The organism is Scytonema sp. PRP1 (genome assembly GCF_036697665.2).
GTDB classification, from domain to species: Bacteria; Cyanobacteriota; Cyanobacteriia; order Cyanobacteriales; family Nostocaceae; genus Kalymmatonema; species Kalymmatonema gypsitolerans.
The window spans coordinates 1-23,836 of sequence record NZ_JBAHYJ020000041.1 but is presented as its reverse complement, the minus strand read 5'-3'; the positions used below and the strand labels follow the sequence as shown (position 1 = coordinate 23,836).

Here is a 23,836-nt window from a genome sequence, read left to right as displayed (position 1 = left end):
TTGTCTAATGACTAATGACTAATGACTACATGATTTTAAGTTTCTTCGAGAGGAATAACCTGCCGTTTTGCTTCTAAGGGTGGCACTTCTCGTTGGCGTTCTTTAGAAATAACCAATTGAGGTAGGGAGGTATTAGGAGCAACAATGCCACCAGAAACTACAATTTTAAAGGCATCTTCAATCGACAATGACAGGTTTATAACCTCGTCTTCAGGAACAACTGCATACCATCCAGTGGTGGGATTGGGGGTTGTTGGTATGAAAACGCTCAACATCGGGCGAGACATCTGAGCCTGGATCTCGCTACTCATGATACCCGTAACGAAGCCGATCGCCCAGATTCCTGCGCGTGGATATTCTACTAAAATCACACGCCGAAACTTGCCGTTGCTATCTTTTAAGAGTGTTTCTAGAAGTTGCTTGAGAGTTTTGTAAACTTGTCCAGCTAGGGGAATTGCCTGCAACAGCCGTTCACCTACATCTAGTAACCACCGTCCTGCAATATTTCGAGCCATCAAGCCAATCAGCAGAATACTCAGTAGTGGTACCATCAGTCCCACTAAGAGATTCAGTACATTGACCAAGATGGGGTGCATTCCCTGAAATGGATTTAGTTGTTTGGGAATTTGGGTAAGAAAGTTGATGACCCAATTTGCAACAGTAATCGTGAGCCAAATGGTAGTTGCTAGGGGAATCACGACCAGCAACCCAGCAATCAGGTCATTTTTGAGATCCTGTTTCCAGTGATTGATTGCCAAGCCCCTATTCTCCTTTTTTGGGCAAGTGGAACTTCTTTGATTACTACTCATAGCAGTAGATTCGTCAAATGGGGAGGACAGTCTTGTGCAGTTTGGAGTGCTGTTTGTTACCGCGTGCTTCTCCCTTGACGGGCAAGATGCCCCCAATGACTGTCCAACACGGCATACAGTGAGCGCTAATCCCGCAAAAAATGCCTGTTTCTGCGGCAAGCCCAGCGATTTTCCTACTTACTGCAGATAGAAGCAGACCAAGCAGGGTGGTAGCGCTTTAGTCTAACGACTTGTTACTTTTCTTTGTAAGACTTATAAACTATTGTTGCAAACCTTTTAAGGTATTACTAATACTAGCTTGCTACATAAAAAGCTGCTCAATTGTTCTAGGAAGGGATCACCGAACTTTGTTAGTATTTTTGCTCATAAGTGGCGCTCTCTGCGGCACAATCAGCTAATTTAGAATTCTGTGACAAATATGAAGTTCTATAAAATATAACATTAATGAGAGCTAGTTCGTATTTGGGCATTGCTTGAAAATCAATTTTGGGTTATTAGTTCAAGTGAAACCTTGCAACCTTCAAAGGTGATCTGGCTTGCCCGCTCAGAGTTTTCACTCGTGGTGAATCGGTTGATTTCATTCTTAATACGTATTGACAATCAATTATTCGTGTGGTTTGAGTAAGTTCAAATTTAGAAATTTGAATTCCGTCGGAAGTCAAAGAAGCTTTCCAGACACTCTTGCCAAGCAAGATTGCGACTCAATTTTTGCTGACTCCAAGAGAGTGCAGCTTGCTCAAAAATTTCAGAGAAACTGGGACACAAAGGAGCGAGATTCGCTAGGCGATTGACTTTGATTTTTTGGGCGATCGCCATTGCAATAACATTAATTAACTCGGAAGCTTCTGCACCTAAGAGCGAAGCGCCCAAAATTTCCCCATTGGGTCGGACAATCACTTTACACATACCTGTAGTTTCGTCTCGGATTTGGGCAGCTGATAATGTTTTAAAAAACTGCCGCAAAACAATAACTTCATCAGGACTATAGCGGCGTTTGGCTTGCGCTTCTGTTAAACCGACTTGTGCAAATACTGGGTTAGTAAAGACTGCCCAAGGAATATGTCGATAATTGACTTTCAACCTAGGGAAAAAGAGTGCATTTTGCAGGGCTACTCTGGCTTCGTAATGAGCAATATTGACAAATTCATACCCACCAATCACATCACCACAAGCCCAGATGCGCTTGTTGGTAGTTTGCAGTTTCTCATTCACCAGCAGGCGGCGCTGATTCCATTTCACGTCTACCGCGGCCAAATTTAAAGATTCAATATTTGGCTGCTGTGCTGTCGCGACTACGATTTCATCTGTTTCAATTGCCTTATCTCCCACCTGAAGCCATTTTTTATCCTCAATTTGTCTGACCTGAGTGACTCGTGTTTTGGTAAAGACGCGCACACCTTCTGCTTCCAACTGATAGCAAAGCATTTGGGCTATCTCAGAATCAACATCAGGAAGAATATTCGGGTGTTCTACAACCAAGGTCACATCATAACCAAACCGCGCTAGAGTTTGAGCTAATTCGATGCTTTGGGGAACACCGCCAATAATCACCCACTGTTTAAGTGGTTGTTTAGGTGGTGTAGAACGCGAGAGCGCTTGCCAAATCTGAGGTATGGTCAGAAAGCCAGTTCTTTGTAATCCTGTAATCTCTGGAATTGCTGGACGCGAACCCGTAGCAAGCAAATAGCTGCGTGCGCGTAGCGTTCGCCCATCAACGGCAAATGAGAGATGGGGTGACGATTCAAATTGACCATTGCCCAAGATGAGATCAACTCCTTGGGCAGCTAAAACGGCAGGTGAATGCTGCTCTTGGAGATTGGAGACAACGCCATGAGCATACAACATGGCTTGGGGTGCATGAGCAGAAATTTGGCATTTTTCTGAGTTATCAGCACATGAGGTCTGAAGCCCAAATAGTGTTGCATCACCCAGTTTCTTGGCAAGGTTGCTGATGTAGTTTAAAGCATGGTGAGAAATAAACTCGTAAGGTGCGTTTAACTTTGTTAATGCACCGTTTGTCGTTGGTTCCACCAAAGCGACCTTGGCTCTGAGTTGAGAAGCAGTAAGGGCAGCATAGCGTCCAGCTAAACTGCCACCAATAACCACAACATCGTAGTCAATAGTCACGTTATTTGTCCTTTGTCTTTTGTCAATTGTCCTTTGTGAGACCAGTCCTGTTGACGTAGCCTGCCCGCAGGGTGAATGAGGGTTTTCCGCGCCCAGGGAACTGGCGTTCGCGTATGCCTAGCGGCACGCTTTGCGCTCAGCGTCTCCGTGCCTCCTCCGGAGGAGCTTGCGCTAACGGTGTTAGGCGTGCCGCAGGCTCAGGAGATACCCCTCAGGATCAATTGTCCTTTCTCTTAATGACTAATGACTCATCACTAATGACTAATGATAGAGCTTCTAGCAAGCGCTGGTTATCTAGCCCAGAGCGTACGGCGATCCGGAAATACCTATCGCCTAGTTCCGAAAAACTTAGGCAATCACGAATGAAAATTTGGTGATGCTTGAGTAATTTTTGCTGCAACTGCGAACTAGATTGTTGTGATTCAACGAGTAAAAAATTAGCCGCACTTTGCAGGGGTTGCAATCCGCTTAAAGAAGCTAAACCCTGGAAGAGTTGATCTCGTGCTGCTGGTAGCCATGCCCAGGTTTGTTCTTGAAACTCTTTATCCGCAACGGCAGCGACTGCTGCCGCTGCTGCCAAGGTATTTACCGGCCAAGGGTCACGCCACAACTGCCAGCGCCGCAAACGGTCGGGGTGGGCGATCGCATATCCCAGTCGCAAACCAGGGAGACTGTAGAACTTGGTGAGCGATCGCAAAATCACTAAGTTTGGATATTCCTGCACCACCTCTACCAGGCTTTGTTCCTGTCCTGGGGGCAGAAAATCCATAAAAGCTTCATCCACCACCACCAAGGCAAATTCCTTCAAGTATGGCAAAATGGCTTCCCGCGAAAATAACTTCCCCGTAGGATTATGGGGGTTATTCAGCAATAGTCCTTTGTCGTTTGTGAGACCAGTCCTGTTGGCGAAGCCCGCCCCTAGGGCATAGGTGGGTTTCCCGCCGTAGGGAACTGGCGTTGGCGCAGCCTCTGGGGAGGAGATACCTGTAAGGGTCGTTTGTTGTTTGTCATGGATAACTGACAAATGACGAATGACAAATGACTCTTGATCGTTAGTCCCGAAAGACAAAGGAAACTCCAGTACCTCAGCGTGGTATGCCGCCAGCGCCCGATAGTAGTCGCCAAAGGCTGGAGTTATCAAAGCTGTTGCGGCTAATTGTGCTAATTCCCGACCTGCCAGTGAAAGTAATTCTGCCGAGCCGTTACCCGGCAAAATCCATTCAGGAGGCAGTTGATGAAAGTGACTGAGAGCAAGTCTCAGTTCACCGTAATCAGGGTCTGGATAGTGCCTGAGGTTGCCCAATTGGGATTCAATTGCCGCTAAGGCACTGTTTGGAGGTCCCAAGGGGCTGATGCTGGCAGAAAAATCCAGAATAGCACTTGGGGGACAGCCAGCTAACGCTGCTGCCCAAGCTAGATTTCCCCCGTGTGCAGGTTGCCGCATAGAAAAAGGGTGTCCTAAAAAACCAAAACAGAACCTAAGATTTTGGGGGTGCAACCTTTTCTCTAAACAATTTTCCAGCGGAAAAAGCAGGCACCTTTGTTGCCGGAATTTCCATCTTCTCATTTGTTTTGGGGTTGCGACCTTCGCGGGCTTTACGTTCCCGTGATTCAAATGAGCCAAATCCCACCAAAGTGACTTTATCGCCAGAGGAAACTGCTTCGATGATGGTTTCCAAAGCCGCAGTTAAGACTGCATCAGCTTGTTTTTTAGTAACACTAGCCTTTTCAGCTACGGCATCAACCAATTCACCTTTGTTCATGTCAAACTCCTAATTGTTTACTTGAGATTGTGTACAGAGACGCCCTGACACATCTTTACTTAAATCTCTGTTTGGAGATTTACAAAAGCCGCTCTTATGAGTCTTTATGCTTAAAGAGGCTGTAATTCCCATAGGCTCGACTTTTCAATGAATCATTCTAAAGTGTCGTAGCCAGAAGTGGATAGATGAAACCATTAATTTATATAGATTTCAGGATTTTTTTTAGAAATCAGGCAATTGTTTCACTCAAAACCACCCCTAAAGTAGGAAAAAATACTTAGTAAAAACCCCTGTTGCTAGGGGAACAGAGGGGAATGGAGGGATAAACAGGTGGAATGGTAGTTAGTCTTTGTTAAGTTTAATGACGGTATTTTAATAACTCTATGGGCTTGAGCTTATTAAGATCCCCGACTTCTTTAAGAAGTCGGGGATCTTGTTTTGATTCGTGACGTTGCCATAAGTTAGCGAAAGGATTTGTGGAGATGGTATCCGATTCAGTAGGGAAGCTGTTTGGCTCATTGCTGTATTTTAACGCTTTGGCACCTGTAAACCACCACGTTCGAGGATTTGCCGTACATCTGGGCTAGGGGTGTAGTTATAGCCAAAAGAGGAGCGTTCTGAATCTTCTACGATTTGAGGCGTTAGTAATACAATTACCTCGCTGCGATCGCTAGTTTTGTTTGTTCTTCTAAATAAAGCACCCAGAATAGGAATATCACCCAAGATCGGAATCTTGGACACAGTGACCCGGTCTGAATCTTGAATGATACCGCTAAGAATTAGCGTCTGACCGTCTCGGAGGCGAATTAAGCCAGAATTTAGCGAACGCTCAGATACCAAAAAGATTTGTTGGCTACCGCCTCCAACATTTATGTCAACTGGAGCTTGGGGTGCTTTTACAACAGGAGCTACCGATAAAGAAACGAAACCATTATCGTCAATCCGTTCAACTTTAACAGCTAGCGTTAAACCTACTTGCTCTTTATCAGCTGTAATCGTTTCTGTGGCAAGATTCTGATCGCGAACTATTTGCCTTTGAATATTGCCTACCACTTCTTGAGTCAAGTTAACATTAGCGCTTTGACCTTCTTGCACAATTAGAGTTGGGTCAGTCAAAATCTTCGCATTACCATTTGTCACCTGAGCTTGCAAACTAGCTAGCAAACGTCTAGGGAATTTTAAGGGATTATCTGGTTGAGGGTTATTGATTGTTGGAGAACTACTTAGACTAGTGGTCACTTCATTAGCGTTAGCTGGTCTGGAACCCCCAAAATTCAGAACTGCAGCACCACCATCATTAGTAAAAAAGTTGTTACCTATGCCAAAGGAGAAGCTGGTGTTAAAGTTTTTTGTGTTTTGTAAATCAACATTAACAATTTTGACATTGATTACAACTTGCCGACGGCGGATATCAAGCTGAGTGAGTTGAGCGATCGCCATTTCAATTTGCCTGGGAGGACCAATTAAAGTAATCGAATTGGTGCGCTCGTCTCCTAATGCTTGTAAACCTCGCAGTAGAGGATTAGAGTCTTTAAAATCAATGCGTTGAGTTTCAATTCTAGTTTCTGTAGTAGTCTGGGTTTGGGTTATGGGGTTAGCTCCAGCCCCCACAGGCACAGCATTAACACTGGTAACGGGTCGTTCGCGACTGACGGCGGTTTCTGCCCCCAAGCCGACTAAAAAGTTCAATGCTACTCCCACCGTTACCTGATTGAGTCGCATACCACGCACAATCACATCACGAGTAGAATTGGGCAGTTTTGCTCCCACAAAAATTGTCCGTCCGCTGCGGTTTGCTTCAAGACCACTGAGGCGTAAGACATAGTTAAAAACATCTTGAACTGGCTCGTTTTCTATATCCAACGAGATTGTTAGTCCGTCACTCCCAGCACTACCCTGTTGTCCCTGCTGTGCCTGTTGTCCTCCAGAAGCTTGCTCTCCTGCTTCTCTTCCTGCAAAAGCCAAGTTAAGACCAGCAGCACGGGCAAGCAGTGATAAAACCTCGCGTACCGGAGCGTCTCGTAACACTAAGCGAGACACTCGTTCTTGAGTTCCCAAGTCAATATTGCTAGGAGAAGCATCAATATTTGAAATGGCTATATCACCTACTGGTGGTGCAACGGCTCTGGGTAAGAAAGGTGGAGCTTGGTTCGTGTTTGAACCTGGTGCTTGTGTAGGTGTGCCGTCAATGCTAACTTGGGGGTTGGGAACCAGAACGCTTGGCTTTTGACTTTGTTGAGGTGAATCAGAAGGCGGTGCTGGTTGTCTTCCCTCTGTTGAGGTAAAACCAAGAATAATTTCATTTTGCTTTCGCACTACAGGTTGATTGTTAGGGGTGCTGCTTGTTCCGGTCACTCTCACTTGGATACTAGTAGCATCAAGTTGATTAACTGTCACTGAGGCAATGCCTGGAGCCGGATTGTCTTGGCGGAAACTATTTCCTTGTGGTAAACGTAATTGAGTATTAATAATATCTGCAACTAAAGTATTACCTTTTTTTGTCGTAAAAATTTGTGGGCGTGAGCCTGAGGCAGTTGTTAATACAATATTTATTCCACCATTAAGTGGACTGAGCTGCACTCCAGTAATTTCAGTAGTCTGTGCCGATACTGGTTGAGCCGCTAAAAAAACAATTGCAGCGGCATCTAACACAACACTACTAGCGTGAAGCTGTTTCACAGTTCATTCCTCATAATTGGAAAACGATTAAGTAAGTGGGCGAAATGAAACGTAAAATATACTCCTAGTTCGTAGTGAGTACTTTAGTACTCAGAGCAAGGGGGATGAGGGAGTGAGGGCTTCGCCGTGAGCGCTCAGCGGCTCGGGTGAGTTCGCCGAACCCCGAACGGAGTGAGAGAGTGAGGGAGATGAGGGAGATGAGGGAGATGAGGGAGCACGGGAGCACGGGAGAATAATTTGTGGCTGTTGACTAATGACTAATGACTAATGACTAATGACTGCCGAAACTCGTTAACTTTATTTGTACCGACCTACTTATTTGGTTGTGTCGCTTTAGCAGCAGCTGCGACTTCCTCTTGACTTAGTGGCATTAATGCCTGTAACTGGAAAGATGTACTAATAGGTGCTGGTCCAACTCTAGGCATCACAGTTTTGTCCTGTTGAGTTGCTGGTTCTGGGGCCAAACTTGATTGATAGTCTTTCACTATCAACAAAGACTGTAACCGCTCTATATTACGGAGAATAGATTGTGTTTGTTCGTAGGTTCCGATAATTTCTATATTGATACTGCTGCGTTTTAGCTTGCCATTTACCAATGAACCAAGACTCCCATCAGTAATGGGTTCAGCCTTTCCAGTAGGGACGTATTTCCTCAGTTTTGCTCTCACTGCATTTGGAGGAATTTGAGTATTGCTAGATTCAACCAAGCGATTTAGATCCAGTGGTAGGGTATCCAAGGTTTTCTCATTAGCAAATAAAGCTAAAACCTGGAGTTGTTGCTGTTTGGAAACTGCTTGTTCCTGTTTAACTGTCTCCATTTGTTGAAGAATGGTTTTCTTTTGGTCAACCACTTCCTGTAATTGGTTTTGTTTTGTTTGCTGCTGTTGAAAAGTTTCCCATGCTGGCATAACGGAATTTATCAGCACATAAACTGCTCCTGCAAGCCCTAAAACTCCTACAAGAATGCCGATAAGTTTAGGTGTTAGGGAAATGCCAAAAATAACAAGGTAATTTGGAGAAGCTGTATCAAATTCCGTAGCTTGTACAAATTTTAAATCATCATTGAAAGTCATTTTGGAATAACTCCTATTTGTTGCATACTGCGGATTCTATTTACTAGTCCTACTGAGGCTTTTTGTTCTAATTCCCGAATTAATTCAGAAGCAGGAATATTACTAAGACTGGATTGAATTGTGTATTTGACTATTTGGGGTGGTTTCATTTGTATGTTCGTAGCAGATTGAGAGTCGGGTTGTAACGGTGCATCTACTAACTCTGCTGTGATAATTTTTGTCTGTGCAGGTTTGAAGAAACGAGATTGTTGCAAACTCAGCATAAAATCGTTGACATCGCCAAAGGAGCGAGCAAACCCTGAAATTTCCACACCTCCAGCAGGATTGGGTGCTGGCTGTCCTTCTGTTGGGGCTGTGGGTGGAATTTGCTTGATGGTATCAATTTGCACAGTTTCTGGGATGCGCTCGCGCAAATCTTGTAACACAACTGACCAAGGACGAATCTGGTCAAAAACACTAACTAAAGCTTGAGTTTCCTGCTTTATTTTGTTTGTTTCTTCTTTGATTTTTTCTATTTTTCCTATTTCTATTTTTAGCCTTTGATTCTCCTGTTCCAGTTCGGCTCTGTTTTGCTCTATTTCACTATTTTTTGCTTGCAAAAACCACCAACTCGTTCCCATTAAAGCCGGAAAAAATATACTGACTACCACTCCTATATACAGTGGTCTTACATCTCCACTACGTAGAGATATTCCATCTCGCTTTTTTTTAGAATTCTTCTGGTAAATTGAGCGGTCTTTGAGAAAGTTGATATCTAGGCTATACATTTTACTTAAAATATTACGTCTTGAATTTGCATTTTGTAAACAGGCAGGTATCCTACCAATTCTAGATTTTTTTGAATTTTCTGCCTTCTGCGGAGGACTTTCACGCTCCGCGTAGCGTGTCCGCAGGACATATTTTGAATTTTGAATTTTATTGCGCCTCTCGCATTCCTAAACCAAGCACTATCGCCAATCCAGGGCGTTGGGCTGCGGGGTATTTCTCTTCGTCAATTTGCAATGACAAAGCCGCAATTGGATCGATTTGAGAGGTTGGCAAACTTAATCGTTGTGTAAAAAACTCATCAATTTGTCCCAGTCCGCCTCCTGGTCCTGCTAGCATAATTTGTGCTACCTCCAAATTTTCATTTTGATTGAGATAAAAATTAATAGAACGGCGCAGTTCATCTGTGAGTTCTCCTAACACCCGCATCATCGCTGTCATACCTGGATTCATTTCAGGAACACCAGTTTTCTCTTCATCATCTATAAAAGTTGAAGGAATAGACATTCCATACAAAAGTTCTATATCTCGTGAAACTGGTAAACTCATTGCCCTAGATATAGCAATTTGCATTTGATACGTTCCAATGGGAACGGTACGCGAAAATTGTGGTACTCCATTCACAACGATCGCTATTTCTGTGCTATCAAATTCTATATCGACGAGCACTGCTGCTTCTTGTGAACTGTATTGTCGTAATTGGTCGCGAATTGTCCGAATCAGAGCAAAACTGTTAATCTCTAAAACATCAATTTGCAATCCGGCTTGCTCAAATGTATCTATAAAACTATCGGTTATTTCCTTACGAGTAGCAACTAGCAATACCTGTACCTTTTCGATGCCATCGTCATCTACAAAGTACCCTAGTTTCTGATAATCAATATCAGCTTCTTCACGAGGATAAGGTAAATACAAACCTGCTTCGTGGTTAAGTACTATCTCCTGTAGTTCTTTGTCATCTAACTCTGCTGGCACGGATATAAGGCGTATAACTGAGTCTCGCCCCGGTACAGCGGTAGCAACACGAAAAGCTTTGATTTTACTTTCGGCGATCGCTTCTTGGATTAGTTCCGCCATTGTTGCGGGATCAGTGATTTGACCATTGACAAAAACACCTTCTGGAACCGGCACTGATGTTAAAGTTTCTAGCTTCAAACCTTGGCGTTGCTTCCGTAGCTGAGCTAAATTTACGCGTTGCGGTGCCAGTTCTACGCCAACCCCTTGATAATATTTACCAAACAAATTCTTGAATTGCCTGACCACAGTTTTGCCCGTTGGACTACCAATGCAAAAATCAAATGATATTAAGAATTGATATTGTTGCTAGAAAATTGTTTTAGCCTATAATCTCCACAATTGAGCATAAGCACTTCACCCTGAACAAGATAAAAAAGTACAAGCACGATGGTTAGAATTCAAAAGTTCAAAAGATTTATTGTTTGGGCGTTACTCGGTGTATTGACTAGTTGGATTGTTAGTTGTGGTACAGGAAATGTCAGCAATACCACAAAACAGGCATCATCAGGAGGGGCAAATGTTGAGTTTTGGACAATGCAACTCCAACCTCAATTTACCAACTACTTTAAAAGCCTAATTGCGTCTTTTGAGTCACAAAATCCCGGTATCAAAGTTAGCTGGGTTGATGTACCTTGGACGGCAATGGAGAACAAAATTTTAACAGCTGTTTCCGCAAAAACACCACCTGATGTTGTCAACCTCAATCCGGATTTTGCTTCCCAACTTGCAGGACGAAATGCCTGGTTAGATTTGGATGCAAAACTTCCAAATGAAGTGCGTTCCTCATATTTACCGAATATCTGGAAAGCTAGCACGCTCAATGACAAGAGTTTTGGGATTCCCTGGTACCTCACCACTCGGCTAACCATTTATAACACCGATTTATTAAAACAGGCAGGTATCAACAAACCACCTGCTACCTACCCTGAATTAGCCCAAGTGGCTCAACAAATTAAAGACAAAACTGGTAAATATGCCTTTTTTGTGACGTTTGTTCCTCAAGATGCTGGTGAAGTGCTAGAGTCGTTTGCACAAATGGGGGTGACTTTGGTAGATGCTGGGGGTAAAGCAGCTTTTAACTCCCCACAAGGCAAAGCAGTGTTTCAGTATTGGGTAGACTTATACAAAAAAGGGCTTCTACCCAAAGAAACATTGACACAAGGACATCGTCATGCAGTAGATTTGTACCAAGCTGGAGAAACGGCGTTGCTATTTTCTGGTGGGGAGTTTCTTGAGAACATTGGCAAAAATGCCCCAGCAATAGCTAAAGTTTCCGCAACTGCACCACAAATCACTGGTGAAAACGGCAAAAAAAATGTCGCTGTAATGAACGTCGTTATCCCCCGCGACAGCAAACAACCCGACGCCGCCCTCAAATTCGCGTTGTTTCTCACAAATGACGAAAATCAGCTCTCTTTTGCCAAAGCAGCCAATGTTCTTCCTTCCACAGTCAAGTCGCTGGCTGACAGCTACTTCAAAGACGCACCCGCCAATGCCTCGCCTTTAGATCAAGCGCGAGTGATCAGCGCCCAAGAACTGCAACAAGCAGAGGTATTAACTCCCAGGCTCAAGGATATAAAACGCTTGCAAAAGGCAATTTACGAGAATCTACAAGCAGCAATGCTTGGGGAAAAGACAGTAGATAAAGCTGTAGAGGATGCAGCACAAGAGTGGAACAATAGATAGATGGGGAGTTAGTTTCTTGGTGTCAACTTAAGCCAAAACCCTTCTAAAATCTCGTTTCTAAAATCTCGTTAAAATCTCGTTTCCAGGTTCCACCTGGAAATGCGGTTGGGACGGCTCTTGAGCAAGTAAGGGAGGCAGAGCCTCCCAATAGGCATTCCCAATCAGAGACTGGGAACGAGGTAATAGATAAACACCGCAATATTAGTGATATTTATTTTGGCAAGTCGGAATGCTAAGCAATTACCCGACATTGCGCACGGTGGACTGATGTCTGGAAACAGAATTGGCACTTGTCTAAAGCGACTTCAAGGATTAACCTAGCAAGTGGCTTTTCCTGTGGAACCACTGATGAGTTCCCATCATTTACTATGAGCTACTTCCGTCCTGCCATTGATGCCATGACTGGCTACATTCCTGGTGAACAGCCCAAACCAGGAACAAAAATTATCAAACTCAACACAAATGAAAATCCCTATCCGCCTTCCCCAAAGGCGATGGAAGTGCTGCAAAATTTAGATAGTGAGTGGTTACGGCGCTACCCTGATCCATTTGCGAGAGAGTTTTGTCAGGCTGTGAGCGATGCGTTGGGAGTCCCAGCAGATTGGATTATTGTGGGTAATGGGAGCGATGAACTGCTGAATGTCCTAATACGCTCCTGTGCAGAAGGAAGCGTACGCAAAGTTGTGTATCCCATGCCAACCTACGTGCTGTATCGGACTTTAGCAGCTATCCAACCTGCCCAAGTGGTTGAAGTTCCTTACTCTGCCAACTTTCAGTTACCAATCAAGGAACTCGTTGCGGCAAATGGAGCAGTTACGTTTATTGCTTCTCCGAACAGCCCCTCTGGGCACGTGGTACCTTTGGATGATCTGCGGGAATTGGCGCAGCAAGTCTCAGGAATTGTGGCGATTGATGAGGCTTACGTTGACTTTGCTGAGGATACGGCTTTGCCGTTGGTGCAAGAATTCGAGAACGTAATTGTGTTACGTACTTTGTCGAAAGGGTATTCCTTGGCAGGTTTGCGCATGGGCTTTGGGGTGGCAAATCCAAAATTACTGGCTGGATTATTTAAGGTAAAAGATAGTTACAACATTGATGCGATCGCCATAGCAGTCGGTACAGCAGCAATGCGGGATCAAGCGTACAAAAATGCTTGTGCAGATAAAGTGAAAATATCGCGGACAAAGCTAACCCTAGACTTGAAGAATCTGGGATGGAGAGTGCTTGATTCTCAGGGTAACTTTGTTTTGGCAACTCCTCACGAGGGAAATGCAGAGTCTCTTTACTTGGCTCTGAAAGAACTCGGAATCTTGGTGCGTTACTATAAGCAACCTGGGTTAGAAGATAAGCTGCGGATTACGGTTGGCACGGACGAGCAAAACCAGACGTTAATCGAAGCCTTAGTGAGCTTGTTGAATAAAAACAGAATAGAAAATGCTTGAAAAAATCAGAATTGGAAAAGCTTCATTAACCGACTTTGAAGAAATAGATAAATTTGATATTTTTGCCGGAGATAGAAAGGCAGAAATACAAAGAGAAGAATGTTATGTAGCTACACACGAAAAAATAATTACAGGATATGTAACGTTTGACTATACTTTTTACGGCAGACCTTTTATTCGATTTTTGTGCATCCGCCCTGATTTCAAAAGAAAAGGGATCGCAAACAAAATCATGGAATTTGTAGAGCAAATATGTGAAGGAAAAATCATATTTTCCTCAACCGAAAGTGATAATTTGGCGATGATAAAGTTATTTGAGAAGAGAGAATACAAAATATCAGGTGTGATTGAGAATTTGCAGATACAAACAAAAATAGTATATTGCAAAGATTTGACATCCTCGTTGCCGTAAACGAGCGCAATTCGGTAGTCCATCAGCTCCGCTATAAATAATCTGTGTCCATCTGTGTCCATCTGTGGTTTAATTATCATTCAATTCGCTTTTGCAATAAGTCTAATGATTTTGGACTATACTTCCTAAAAAATGCCCGACTAAGTACAGCGAACCGCACAAGATTACCAAATTATCCGTAGAGGTAAAAGCTGCCTCTAGCGCTGGTAATAAATCTGGATAAGTACGGCAAAAACTTAATTCTGGGCAGATACTTTGAGCGAGTTTTGCTAATTCACTAGGATCTGCTGAACTATGATCTGGAACTGGTATTAAATACAATCCGTCATTTGGTTGCAGTAAAGCTTGGAATATCAACCCGTGGTCTTTTGTAGACAGCATTCCCATCACCCAATTCACAGAGTGCTGAGCCGTCTCCCCTCCCTGCTTGCAAGGAGGGGCTGGGGGTGGGGTTAAACTATCCACATAATCTCGTAAAACTTGGGCGGCTGCTGGATTATGAGCGCCATCTAGCAACAATTTATGGTTTTTCCAACTTGTCCATTGTATTCGCCCCAGCCATTTAGTATTCGCTATTCCTGTAATGATGGCTTCCTCAGAAATCTGCCAACCTTGTGTTTGTAAAATTTCTATAGCGGCTAAAGCCAAAGCTGAATTTGTCAACTGAAATTGCCCCTGTAACGGTAAGGGGTATTTAATAAATTTTGTAGACGCCCTATCGGCGGCTTCCCAGAGGGTATGATAAATTGTTTGATACTCTGCCCATCCTGGAGAAATTTGCCGGGCAGGTTTAGGCTCAATCACAGGGCATTGTAATTCCAAAGCACGCGATCGCACAACTTGTTCTGCATCGCTTGGCAATGCTCCAATTACGGCAGGACATCCAGATTTGAGAATACCAGCTTTTTCTCTGGCAATATCGGCAACAGTAGGACCAAGAACCTGCCAATGTTCACGGCTAATGGAAGTGATGATGGTGACGAGGGGGTTCAAGCAAACATTTGTAGCATCCAAGCGTCCTCCTAGCCCAACTTCTACCACCGCTACATCGACTTTTTGCTGTGCGAAATATAACCAAGCGGCTGCGGTAATCACTTCAAACTGCGTTGGCGGCTCTTGATCTGGGCGAATTGCCGCTTGCACTTGCAGTAATACTTGGCACAATTGTTCAGAGGAAACCGGCTGTTCGTTAAGACAAATGCGTTCTGTCCAATCAACCAAATGAGGTGAGGTGTAGCGTCCTGTGCGATAACCTGCTTCAGTAAGGATAGAAGAAAGATAGGCACAGACGGAACCTTTACCGTTAGTACCTGCAACATGAATGATTGGGACTTGATGATGGGGATTTCCAAGATTTGCCAGTAGTTTAACAATGCGTTCCAATCCAAGATGGACGCCAAAGCGTTGAAACGGCTGTAGTAAAGAGTTGATATCCACGAAAGATAGTCAGAAGGTTAAGGTGAGGAAAATTTAAAAATAACGCAGAACACAGAACATAGAACCCAGAATAGATCCCCATAACGGCGCGTTGGAAAATGTGCCTTGGACATGAAATATATCTTTCTTTTTTCCCATAACCGCCACGGGGACTTGTATCCTTTTTTGATTCTGACTACTGAATTCTAAATTCTGAGTTCTGAGTACTAAGTTCTTCAGTAAAAATAAAACCGACTGCTCGTATCATTAAAAACAGTCGGTTAAATATTTATGGTGATAATTTGATTCTAGGCTTCTCTATTCAAAAAGTTTTGTAATTGATTTAAAGCAGCAGCACCAATGTTAAACGCAGCCCAACTAGCAGCAATCAGAACTGGTGCTAAAACAATTGCTACACGCATATCAATGTCCATATTTACAACCCCTGTGTTATGTAGAAATAAAGTTTTGTCAACTACTGCTACACAGAACATGACTAAACTTGTTTAAAGTTTATCATTCAACTAAAGTTTCCTTTAGAGGGTCTGCTTCCCGCTTCGTTCAAGGGAGTCGGTGAGCCAGCGCTGCAGGAGGGTTTCCCTCCGTAGGCGACTGGTGAACCCGAAGGGCTCCTTCTTGTCCACGGGCGTAAATTCGGATGTAGCCCATCCTATATATCGAACTGTCATTTTTATTTTTAACTGAAGCGGTGAATTTTCCCAAACAAAATGTAAAGAATATTTACAATTTCCGTGTTTCTCTCACTCAGGTACCGTAAACCCGATATCCGTACCCTTGCCAGCATGAAAGTCGGCTAACTTTTTGTAACGTTGGGCGTGTTCGATGAGTTCTGCTGCTTCATCTGGTGAGATTTGGCGCACAACTTTCCCAGGAACGCCTACAACAAGGGATAAAGGCGGTACATCTTTAGTAACGACTGCGCCTGCACCAATAATGCTACCAGCCCCCACCCGTACCCCATCTAGAACAATTGCACCAATCCCGATTAAGCTGCCGCGTTCAATATAAGCGGAATGTATGACAGCGCGATGCCCTACGGTAACATGATCTTCTAATACCGTAGGTTTACCCGGATCACCGTGTAATATTGCTCCATCCTGAATGTTTGTACATTCGCCAATTTCTATGCTTTCCAGATCTCCTCTGACAACTGCTCCGTACCATATGCTCACGCCTGCTGCAATTTTTACCGAACCGATGACGACAGCGTTCGCTGCTATGAAGGCAGCTTGAGAAATATCAGGAGAAGACCAGTAGGAAGTGATAGACACGGTAGAATAGAGATATGGTACCCAGGAACACTGGAGAAACTCCAACCTTGGTAGGTCGCATTCACCAGGATATCACGGTGTACAGTCTTGAATATCAACGGCAGCAGTAAGTCAGTACCCGAGTGAGGTGGAGCAGAAGTGTAAAAGGAACCAATATTACTGGTGGAGACAAAAATATGTTTGTACGCACTTCATGATGAATCCAGGCTTGCAGTACCCTATATTCGGTCCAGAAATTCAGTGTCCCCACTGCCGCCAAACAATCCCGGCTTTGACACTAACAGATACCTATTTATGTCCACGTCACGGCGCTTTTGAAGCGAATCCGAAAACTGGAGAATTAATCCACCTACAATCAGGGCGTCATTGGCGAAGATGGAATGCCGAATGGTATCGGCAGCATACTCATCCTGATGGCATTCGGTTTGAAATTCACGAAGCACTAGACAAGCTCTATACCCAAGGGTACCGAGCAACACGGGTGATCATTGCCAGACGCTATCAAGAGTTAATGAGTGGTTACCTAGAGCGTAGCACGCCTTGGCGTTCTGGACAGCCGGAGATGACTTCGGCGCGACTTTATGGTTTGCCTGTAGAGTTTAGCCCTGATTCTTCGGAAGATCCCTGTTGGGAAGTGATAAATTTCGATTTGGAAAAAGAGCCTGGTGTGCCAGTGCGCTATCCCTATTTCAGATTATTTGAGTAAAGATCCAACGTCAAAAGTCATTAGTCTAAATTCTCAGAAGTTATGACTAATGACTGATGACTTATAATTAAAATTATGCATCACGCTTCGATTCGTACAGCAAATATTCATCGGGCGATCGCCTTCTACGAACAGCTAGGGTTTAGCGTTTGCGAGCGCTTCACGACAGGCTACACTCTTGCTTGTTGGCTGGAAGGACTCAACGGCAGAATTGAACTCATCCAAATTCCTCAACCAAAACCCGCTCCAGATGCCTTTGGAGATGAACACTATGTGGGGTACTACCATCTCTCATTTGATTTGACTGAGATGACACCCGATTTACCGAGTTGGTTAACAAATTTAAAAGAAAACTTTTTGGTGTTAGCAAAAAATAATTCTGAACTGTTGGAACCACTGAAAATTCTTTTAGAACCTACACAACAGCAAATAGGTAATCATCTTTACGAAGTAGCTTTTATTGCAGATCCTGATGGTTTGCCGTTAGAATTTATCCGTGTATTAGCAACACTTTCATAGTTGAATAGTTGAACTTAAAATTTTTTGTCTGTAAAATAAATTTTTCTTCTCTGTAGTCTTGTGGAAATCACACCTGACTCAGAGAAACTCAACTATATTCAAGAAAAAAATCTGTAATTTTATTTACAGTTTGCGTAGTAAAATTCATGCCTGTGTTGCGTAAATTGCATCGATATCGTTTTCCTTTGTTATTATTAAGTTTTTGGTTGATGACGGTGTTGTTGCTTGGAGATGCATCTTCTTTAACGAGGATACAAGCCGCTTCCACCTGGTTAAACTCAGATAAAATAATCGTATCAAAAAAAACAATACCTCCGTTGATAGAAAATGTTCGCAAAACAGTCTTGGACAATGGTCTGACTGTTCTCACTAGAGAAGTACACTCCAGCCCAGTGGTGACTGTGCAGGTATGGTACAAGGTAGGATCACGTAACGAAGAACCTGGATTAAATGGCATTGCTCATCAGTTAGAACACATGATGTTTAAAGGCACAAAAAATCGTCCAATTCAATTTGGAAGGTTGTTAAGTGCTTTGGGCAGTGACTCAAACGCTTTCACGAGCTATGACCAAACGGCATACTACAATACAGCAGAGCGCGATAAGCTCACAGCTTTGTTGGAGCTAGAAGCAGACAGAATGCAAAATGCTGTGATTGATTCTGTGGAACTAGCAAGCGAAAAGCGAGTTGTCATTTCCGAGTTGCAAGGTTACGAAAATAGCCCTGAGTACCGCCTCAGCCGCGCTGTCATGCAAGTGGCGTTTCCCAACCATGCTTACGGGTTACCTGTTGGTGGTACGGAAGCTGATGTCCAAAAGTTTAATTTAGAGCAGGTGCGGAAGTACTATCAGAATTTCTACACTCCTGACAATGCTGTTGTCGTGATTGTTGGAGATTTTCAAACCGAACCAACCCTCGAAGCAGTTAAAGAGATTTTTGGGAAAATACCTAAGAGTCAGCAGTCAGGAGTCAGAAGTCAGGAGTCAGGAGTCAAGAGTCAAGAGTCAAAAGCGAGGACTCCTATTGTTCTCTTGGAACCAGGATCTGCAACGTTATTGCACGCAGTATATCCGTTACCGGATGCGAATCATCCAGATGTGCCAGCGTTGGATTTGATGGATCGTATATTAACAGACGGACGCAATTCTCGCCTTGAGCAGGTATTGGTAGAATCCGGTTTAGCAAGCGATGTTTCCGCTTCTGTGATTAGCTTGCTTGAAGCAGGCTGGTATGAGTTGTCGGTAACGGCTGATCCCGATCAAGACTTGAAAAAAATTGACTCAGTTCTTAGAAGTGCGATCGCCAAACTCACACAAAAAGGAGTCACAACAGAAGAACTGAATCGAGCTAAGGCGCAGTTGGAAGCGTCTGTGATTTTGAGTAACCGTGATATCACCAATCTGGCGTTGCAATTGGGTAATGACCAAACAACTGCAGGTGATTATCGCTATACAGAAAAATACCTAGCAGCTATTCGCGAAGTAACGACGGCGGATGTGCAGCGTGTCGCAACAAAATACCTCAAACCGGAAGCACGTACAGTGGGCTTTTTTAAGCCAACTCAAGTCAAGCCAACGGGGAATACTGAGAAGACGAACTCCAAACACAACACGGAAAATTTTGCCTCAGGTGCTGTGAATACACAGGAAGTGGCAAAATACCTACCGAGTGTAGATTTGACTAGTGTTCCTAGAAGTCATACGCTCCCAGAGCAATTTACATTATCTAACGGTTTACGGGTATTGCTCGTTTCCGACAGAAGCACTCCTACAGTGACACTTTCTGGCTACGTCAAAGCTGGTAAAGAATTTGATCCAGAAGATAAAGCTGGACTGGCGTCTGTTGTAGCAGAAAATTTAATGAATGGCACAAAAACAAAGGACGTTTTAACTGTTGCCAAAACCTTAGAAGATCGGGGAGCAAGCCTTGAGTTTGAAACGTACCGAGAAGGTGTGCGGATTGAAGGTGATAGCTTGGCGGCTGACTTACCGATTCTGGTTCAGACATTAGCAGATGTTGTCAAAAATGCTAATTTTCCCACCAAAGAGTTAGAACTGACTCGCAAACAAGCCTTAACTACGTTGAAGCATGAGTTAGATGATCCATCAGAAGTCGCACAAAGAACATTTGTACAATCGGTTTACCCGAAAAAACATCCCTTACATACATTTCCAACAGAGCAAAGTTTGCGACGGATTAACCGTAAGGATGTTATTGAATTTAAGACAAAACATTATCGCCCAGACACGACAGTGATAGCGCTGGTAGGAGATTTTGCTCCAGATCAAGTCAAAGGACTTATAAAAAGTGAGTTTGGTAACTGGAAAGCAAGTGGTTCACCACCAACTGTGAATTATCCAGCAGATATAATACCAGAAAAAGTTGTGAGCGTCAACTCTGTTCTTCCGGGTAAAGCTCAAGCCATTACCTACATGGGTAACACAGGGATTAACCGCAAAGATCCCCGTTTTTATGCAGTTCAGGTATTGAATCAGATTTTGGGGGGCGATACTTTATCGAGTCGGCTAGGAGCAGAAGTACGCGATCGCCTTGGGCTAACCTACGGAATATACAGCAACTTCCTTGCGGGAAGCAATTTTGGAACATTTTTGATTGAGATGCAAACTTCTCCAGAAGATACCCGTCAGGCGATCGCCAGTACCCGCGAACTCCTCAAGGAAATTCATGAAAAAGGCGTCACTGAACCGGAAGTAGAGACAGCTAAACGCATCTTGATCAGCAACTACATCATATCCCTGGCAGATCCAGAGGAATTAACACATAAAATTCTGATGAATGAGGTGTATGGGCTAGATAAAGAGGAACTGCGCCATTCTACCGAAAAAATTCAAGCAGTCAACCTTGAACAAGTCAATCAAGCAGCTCGTGAGTTACTTTATCCAGATAAAATTGTTGTAGTGACAGCTGGACCTGCTGTATTTGCAGACCAAGGCATCATGAGTCATTAGTTGTACAGACGCTTAGGGGCGCAGTGTTGTAGAGACGTGCTATGGCACGTCTTTACTTTGTCCAATACCGGAACACACAGAAGCGGGTATGACAGGAGAAATTGTCATTAGTAATCATTTCAATCCCGAATAGGGATTCATACACATCAGCCCCTATCAAACCAGAGCAAATTCATCGCCTCTAAGGTGGTATTTAAGTACTATTAAGCTTTTAAAGACAGCCCTTTGGCAAAAAATAAGTTAACTTAAATATAGGTATTGTTTCTCAACAAGTTAGAAGAACTAAAGTTAAAAGAACTATTCATATACAAGCGACAAGGCACAGATATTCATTAATTTCCCATGAACATTCTTAGTAACCTGCTTTCTCAACCAGCTCAAAACAAGCCTCAAAAAAAGCAACGCCGAGGAATTGAAATTAAATCGCCGCGTGAAATTGAAATTATGCGGCAATCAGGAAAAATAGTGGCAACCGTCCTCAAAGAAATTTCTGAGCTGGTAAAGCCAGGTATGACCACAGCTGATTTGGATGCTCATGCGGAGAGACGCATCCGGGAAATGGATGCAACACCTAGCTTTAAAGGATATCACGGTTTTCCTGGTTCTATCTGCTCCAGCATCAATAATGAAGTTGTACATGGCATTCCTAGTGCCAAAAAAGTCATCCGTACTGGAGATGTTTTAAAAGTCGATACCGGCGCATATTACCAAGGCTTTCATGGTGATTCTTGCATAACAATTGCTGTGGGCGAAGTCACTCCAGAAGCTGCAAGACTGATTCGCGTAGCAGAAGAAGCTCTTTTCAAAGGCATTGAACAGGTGAAAGCAGGAAACTACCTGATGGATATTGCTGGAGCAATTGAAGACCATGTGAAGGCAAATAAGTTTAGTGTAGTACAGGACTTTACCGGACACGGTGTTGGTCGTAACCTGCATGAAGAACCTTCAGTTTTCAACTTCCGCACCCGCGAAATGCCAAATGTTAAACTCCGTGCGGGGATGACGCTGGCAATTGAGCCAATTTTGAATGCTGGTTCTAAGTATACACGTACCTTATCTGACCGTTGGACAGCTGTGACGGTGGATAATTCTCTATCCGCTCAGTTTGAGCATACTGTGTTGGTGACAGAGACTGGATACGAAATTTTAACGGATCGCTCGCAAGTTTAATAATTGTCGATCAAGAATAGTGCGATCGCTCGCTCCTGAAATACGGGCGATCGCCTGCTTGCTATTCTTCACAGATTTGGCTACTTATTCAAGCTTTTCACAGACCATTGTAGGGTGCGTTGCGCTTCGCTATAACGCACCATTCATCTGGTGTGCGTTACGGCAAAAATATTTATTGTCGCTATCTTGACTTACCTGAAGCCATAACACACCCTACTTAATATTTTGTTTATAAATAGCCTTTCATCTATCCGCTTGCATCAGAGGATGTTTGAGAAGTATCAAATATTTTACTTGATCCCCCCTGCCCCCCTTAAAAAGGCAGGGCTGTTTCATTCGATAAGGAGGGAGGATTTGTCAATATCAAAGCGCGATGATTTTTGGAACATTCGTGATGGAAAACCTACATTTCGACCCAGGAAATTCAAATTTTCCCGCTTGTAATTTAGAGCGATCGCACTTCATTAACCCTTGACATTATGAGCCTTTGAGGGAATGAAACAGCCCTGCCCTTAAAAAGGGGGGTAAAAGTCCTGACTTTTCACGTCATGTGGACTTTTCCACAAAAAATCTAACTTTCTTTCCCCAAAATTCCTGCGTCTCTCTCCTACAAGGAGAGAGAAATAGAAGCGAGGTTTTCCAGATACCGTGAAAAGTAAGGTAAAAGTCCCCCTTTTTAAGGGGGATTTGGGGGATCATTGATAAATTTTGGTACAAGACGACACTTTCCAAACATCCTCTCAGAAATCGCCTCATCAACCGATGAAGTTGAATGAGAAAGCACTAGAGCGATCGCTTAAGGCAAGTGCCTGGTAATGCTTGATGGACTCGATGAAATTCCGGATGATGCCCAACGACAGCAAGTCAAAAGTTGATGGAAGAAAATACCCAGGCATTTACCTTAGATGAATCTTCTCCTCGTGACAAGACATTTAAACAAGCCAAAGCACTGATCCAAGAAAAATTAGCCACAATTCCAAAGCAAACACTCTCACCAGAAGAGTTCATTAAGAAAGATGACCAAGGTGTGCGGGAGTTACTCAGCGAAAGGGAACAAGAAGAAATTTATGAGTTCGCTCACAAAACTTTTCAAGAATATCTAGCGGCTGTTGCCATCACCAAATTTAATCAACCTTGTGGGGTGGGCGTCCCCGCCCGCCCAGTTAATAGGACGGGCTAGAAGCCCATCCCACAAGAAAAAGTTGGATATTTTTTAATTTGGAAGTTCCTAATTTGCAAGAAATTTCATGAACTACCAGCCCTTACTTCGTTGAAGGACTGGTTTCTACATCCAGTCCGGTAAGGGTAGATTTTTGACGTTTCACACGACCTAGTTGCTTCATACTTCCCGCAGACTTTCGTTTACGAGTGCCTGAAGTAGAGCCAGAATCATCTACGTCTAAGAGGCTAGTTCCTAACCCCTGTAGATTGTTGAAATGCCAAAGCAACATTACTTCTGCGGATGCGATATCACGCTGTTGAGTATATCCGCAGTTATTGCAAACGTGAGTTCTTTGGGCTAAACTCTTCTTTTCTTGATGTCCACATTTAGGGCAAGTTTGAGATGGTTTCACTTTACGAGTAGGAACCTCAACAAACAAGCCGCCAATATCTGATAATTTAGCTTTTAGAGATTCTTTTATCATCCCCATTCCAACATCAAGAATCGATTTATTTAGACCAGATTTTTGCTTTTTACGCTTGCCTTTTTTAGCTTTGGCACTCATTTTTTGAACTTCTAGTTTTTCAGTTACTACCGTGCTGTTACTGCTAATTATCCGTGTCGTTTCCTGGTGGACAAAATTCTGTCTTTGGTTAGCAACTTTACGATTTAACTTACTAACCAGTTTTTGAGATTTTTTCCATCTTCTAGAAGCTTTTACTTTCTTTTTGAAATTTGGTGAACGTTTACGACGCTTCCTTTTACTCAAATATTTGATTGTTTGTTCCGCTTGTCTCAAAAACCGAGGTGCAGGAACTAAACCATTTTT

At 43.4% G+C, this 23,836-nt stretch carries 20 protein-coding genes; 8 read left to right on the top strand and 12 right to left on the bottom strand.

All coding sequences use genetic code 11. The annotated features are described in order from the left end of the window. Nucleotides 1–35: 35 nt before the first annotated feature. From V5G28_RS07845 to pilM, 8 genes are all read right to left on the bottom strand, one after another. Nucleotides 36–809, bottom strand: coding sequence for a DUF502 domain-containing protein (locus V5G28_RS07845; protein WP_332990602.1), 774 nt, complete (start codon nt 807–809; stop codon nt 36–38). A gap of 633 nt (nt 810–1,442) precedes the next feature. Further along, on the bottom strand, nt 1,443–2,936 hold the full coding sequence (locus tag V5G28_RS07840) for a dihydrolipoyl dehydrogenase family protein (protein ID WP_332990600.1): 1,494 nt from the start codon (nt 2,934–2,936) through the stop codon (nt 1,443–1,445). A gap of 217 nt (nt 2,937–3,153) precedes the next feature. Beyond that, nucleotides 3,154–4,380 carry a threonine-phosphate decarboxylase CobD gene (gene cobD / locus V5G28_RS07835; protein ID WP_332990598.1) on the bottom strand — a complete coding sequence of 409 codons (1,227 nt, stop codon included), beginning with the start codon at nt 4,378–4,380 and terminating at the stop codon, nt 3,154–3,156. A gap of 34 nt (nt 4,381–4,414) precedes the next feature. After that, the gene (locus tag V5G28_RS07830; protein ID WP_009457351.1) at nt 4,415–4,699 is read right to left on the bottom strand and encodes an HU family DNA-binding protein; all 285 of its coding nucleotides are present in this window, start codon (nt 4,697–4,699) and stop codon (nt 4,415–4,417) included. Between the two features lie 528 nt (nt 4,700–5,227). Next, entirely contained in the window at nt 5,228–7,378 is a 2,151-nt protein-coding gene (locus V5G28_RS07825; protein WP_332990580.1) for an AMIN domain-containing protein, read from the bottom strand. A 311-nt stretch (nt 7,379–7,689) separates the two neighbouring features. Further along, the gene (locus tag V5G28_RS07820) at nt 7,690–8,451 is read right to left on the bottom strand and encodes a pilus assembly protein PilO (protein WP_332990578.1); all 762 of its coding nucleotides are present in this window, start codon (nt 8,449–8,451) and stop codon (nt 7,690–7,692) included. Further along, a complete protein-coding gene (locus V5G28_RS07815; RefSeq protein WP_332990576.1) occupies nt 8,448–9,218 on the bottom strand; it encodes a PilN domain-containing protein in 771 nt (256 codons plus the stop codon). The genes V5G28_RS07820 and V5G28_RS07815 overlap by 4 nt, the downstream gene beginning before the upstream one ends. Before the next feature lie 148 nt (nt 9,219–9,366). After that, entirely contained in the window at nt 9,367–10,479 is a 1,113-nt protein-coding gene (gene pilM / locus V5G28_RS07810) for a type IV pilus biogenesis protein PilM (RefSeq protein ID WP_332990574.1), read from the bottom strand. 141 nt (nt 10,480–10,620) lie between these two features. Here pilM and V5G28_RS07805 point away from each other — a divergent pair, with 141 nt between their 5' ends. From V5G28_RS07805 to V5G28_RS07795, 3 genes are all read left to right on the top strand, one after another. Further along, entirely contained in the window at nt 10,621–11,919 is a 1,299-nt protein-coding gene (locus tag V5G28_RS07805; protein WP_332990572.1) for an ABC transporter substrate-binding protein, read from the top strand. A 368-nt stretch (nt 11,920–12,287) separates the two neighbouring features. Then, nucleotides 12,288–13,361 carry a histidinol-phosphate transaminase gene (gene hisC, locus V5G28_RS07800; RefSeq protein ID WP_332990633.1) on the top strand — a complete coding sequence of 358 codons (1,074 nt, stop codon included), beginning with the start codon at nt 12,288–12,290 and terminating at the stop codon, nt 13,359–13,361. After that, nucleotides 13,354–13,773: a GNAT family N-acetyltransferase gene (locus V5G28_RS07795; RefSeq protein WP_332990569.1), complete on the top strand. Its 420-nt coding sequence runs from the start codon at nt 13,354–13,356 to the stop codon at nt 13,771–13,773. The genes hisC and V5G28_RS07795 overlap by 8 nt, the downstream gene beginning before the upstream one ends. Before the next feature lie 102 nt (nt 13,774–13,875). On the opposite strand, the gene V5G28_RS07790 is transcribed toward V5G28_RS07795, so the two are convergent. The 3 genes from V5G28_RS07790 to V5G28_RS07780 form a co-directional block, all read right to left on the bottom strand. Further along, on the bottom strand, nt 13,876–15,210 hold the full coding sequence (locus V5G28_RS07790) for a bifunctional folylpolyglutamate synthase/dihydrofolate synthase (RefSeq protein ID WP_332990567.1): 1,335 nt from the start codon (nt 15,208–15,210) through the stop codon (nt 13,876–13,878). 287 nt (nt 15,211–15,497) lie between these two features. Then, nucleotides 15,498–15,623 (bottom strand): photosystem II protein Y, encoded by a 126-nt coding sequence (locus V5G28_RS07785; RefSeq protein ID WP_041040054.1) that lies wholly within the window; start codon nt 15,621–15,623, stop codon nt 15,498–15,500. 327 nt (nt 15,624–15,950) lie between these two features. Next, nucleotides 15,951–16,481, bottom strand: a complete 531-nt coding sequence (locus tag V5G28_RS07780; protein ID WP_332990562.1) for a gamma carbonic anhydrase family protein — start codon at nt 16,479–16,481, stop codon at nt 15,951–15,953. Between the two features lie 196 nt (nt 16,482–16,677). Here V5G28_RS07780 and V5G28_RS07775 point away from each other — a divergent pair, with 196 nt between their 5' ends. The 5 genes from V5G28_RS07775 to V5G28_RS07755 all read left to right on the top strand — a co-directional run bounded on the left by V5G28_RS07775 (nt 16,678) and on the right by V5G28_RS07755 (nt 23,025). Continuing rightward, nucleotides 16,678–17,187, top strand: coding sequence for a TIGR02652 family protein (locus V5G28_RS07775; protein WP_442994230.1), 510 nt, complete (start codon nt 16,678–16,680; stop codon nt 17,185–17,187). A 75-nt stretch (nt 17,188–17,262) separates the two neighbouring features. After that, nucleotides 17,263–17,706: a VOC family protein gene (locus V5G28_RS07770; RefSeq protein WP_332990559.1), complete on the top strand. Its 444-nt coding sequence runs from the start codon at nt 17,263–17,265 to the stop codon at nt 17,704–17,706. A gap of 146 nt (nt 17,707–17,852) precedes the next feature. Next, nucleotides 17,853–20,675, top strand: a complete 2,823-nt coding sequence (locus V5G28_RS07765) for a M16 family metallopeptidase (protein ID WP_332990557.1) — start codon at nt 17,853–17,855, stop codon at nt 20,673–20,675. Between the two features lie 342 nt (nt 20,676–21,017). Further along, entirely contained in the window at nt 21,018–21,845 is an 828-nt protein-coding gene (map, locus tag V5G28_RS07760) for a type I methionyl aminopeptidase (protein WP_332990555.1), read from the top strand. An 874-nt stretch (nt 21,846–22,719) separates the two neighbouring features. After that, nucleotides 22,720–23,025, top strand: coding sequence for a hypothetical protein (locus V5G28_RS07755; protein WP_332990553.1), 306 nt, complete (start codon nt 22,720–22,722; stop codon nt 23,023–23,025). Nucleotides 23,026–23,107: 82 nt separating this feature from the next. Here the strand turns inward: V5G28_RS07755 and V5G28_RS07750 are convergent. Further along, nucleotides 23,108–23,836, bottom strand: a 729-nt coding sequence (locus V5G28_RS07750; protein ID WP_332990551.1) for an RNA-guided endonuclease InsQ/TnpB family protein, incomplete at its 5' end; no start/stop codon positions are given.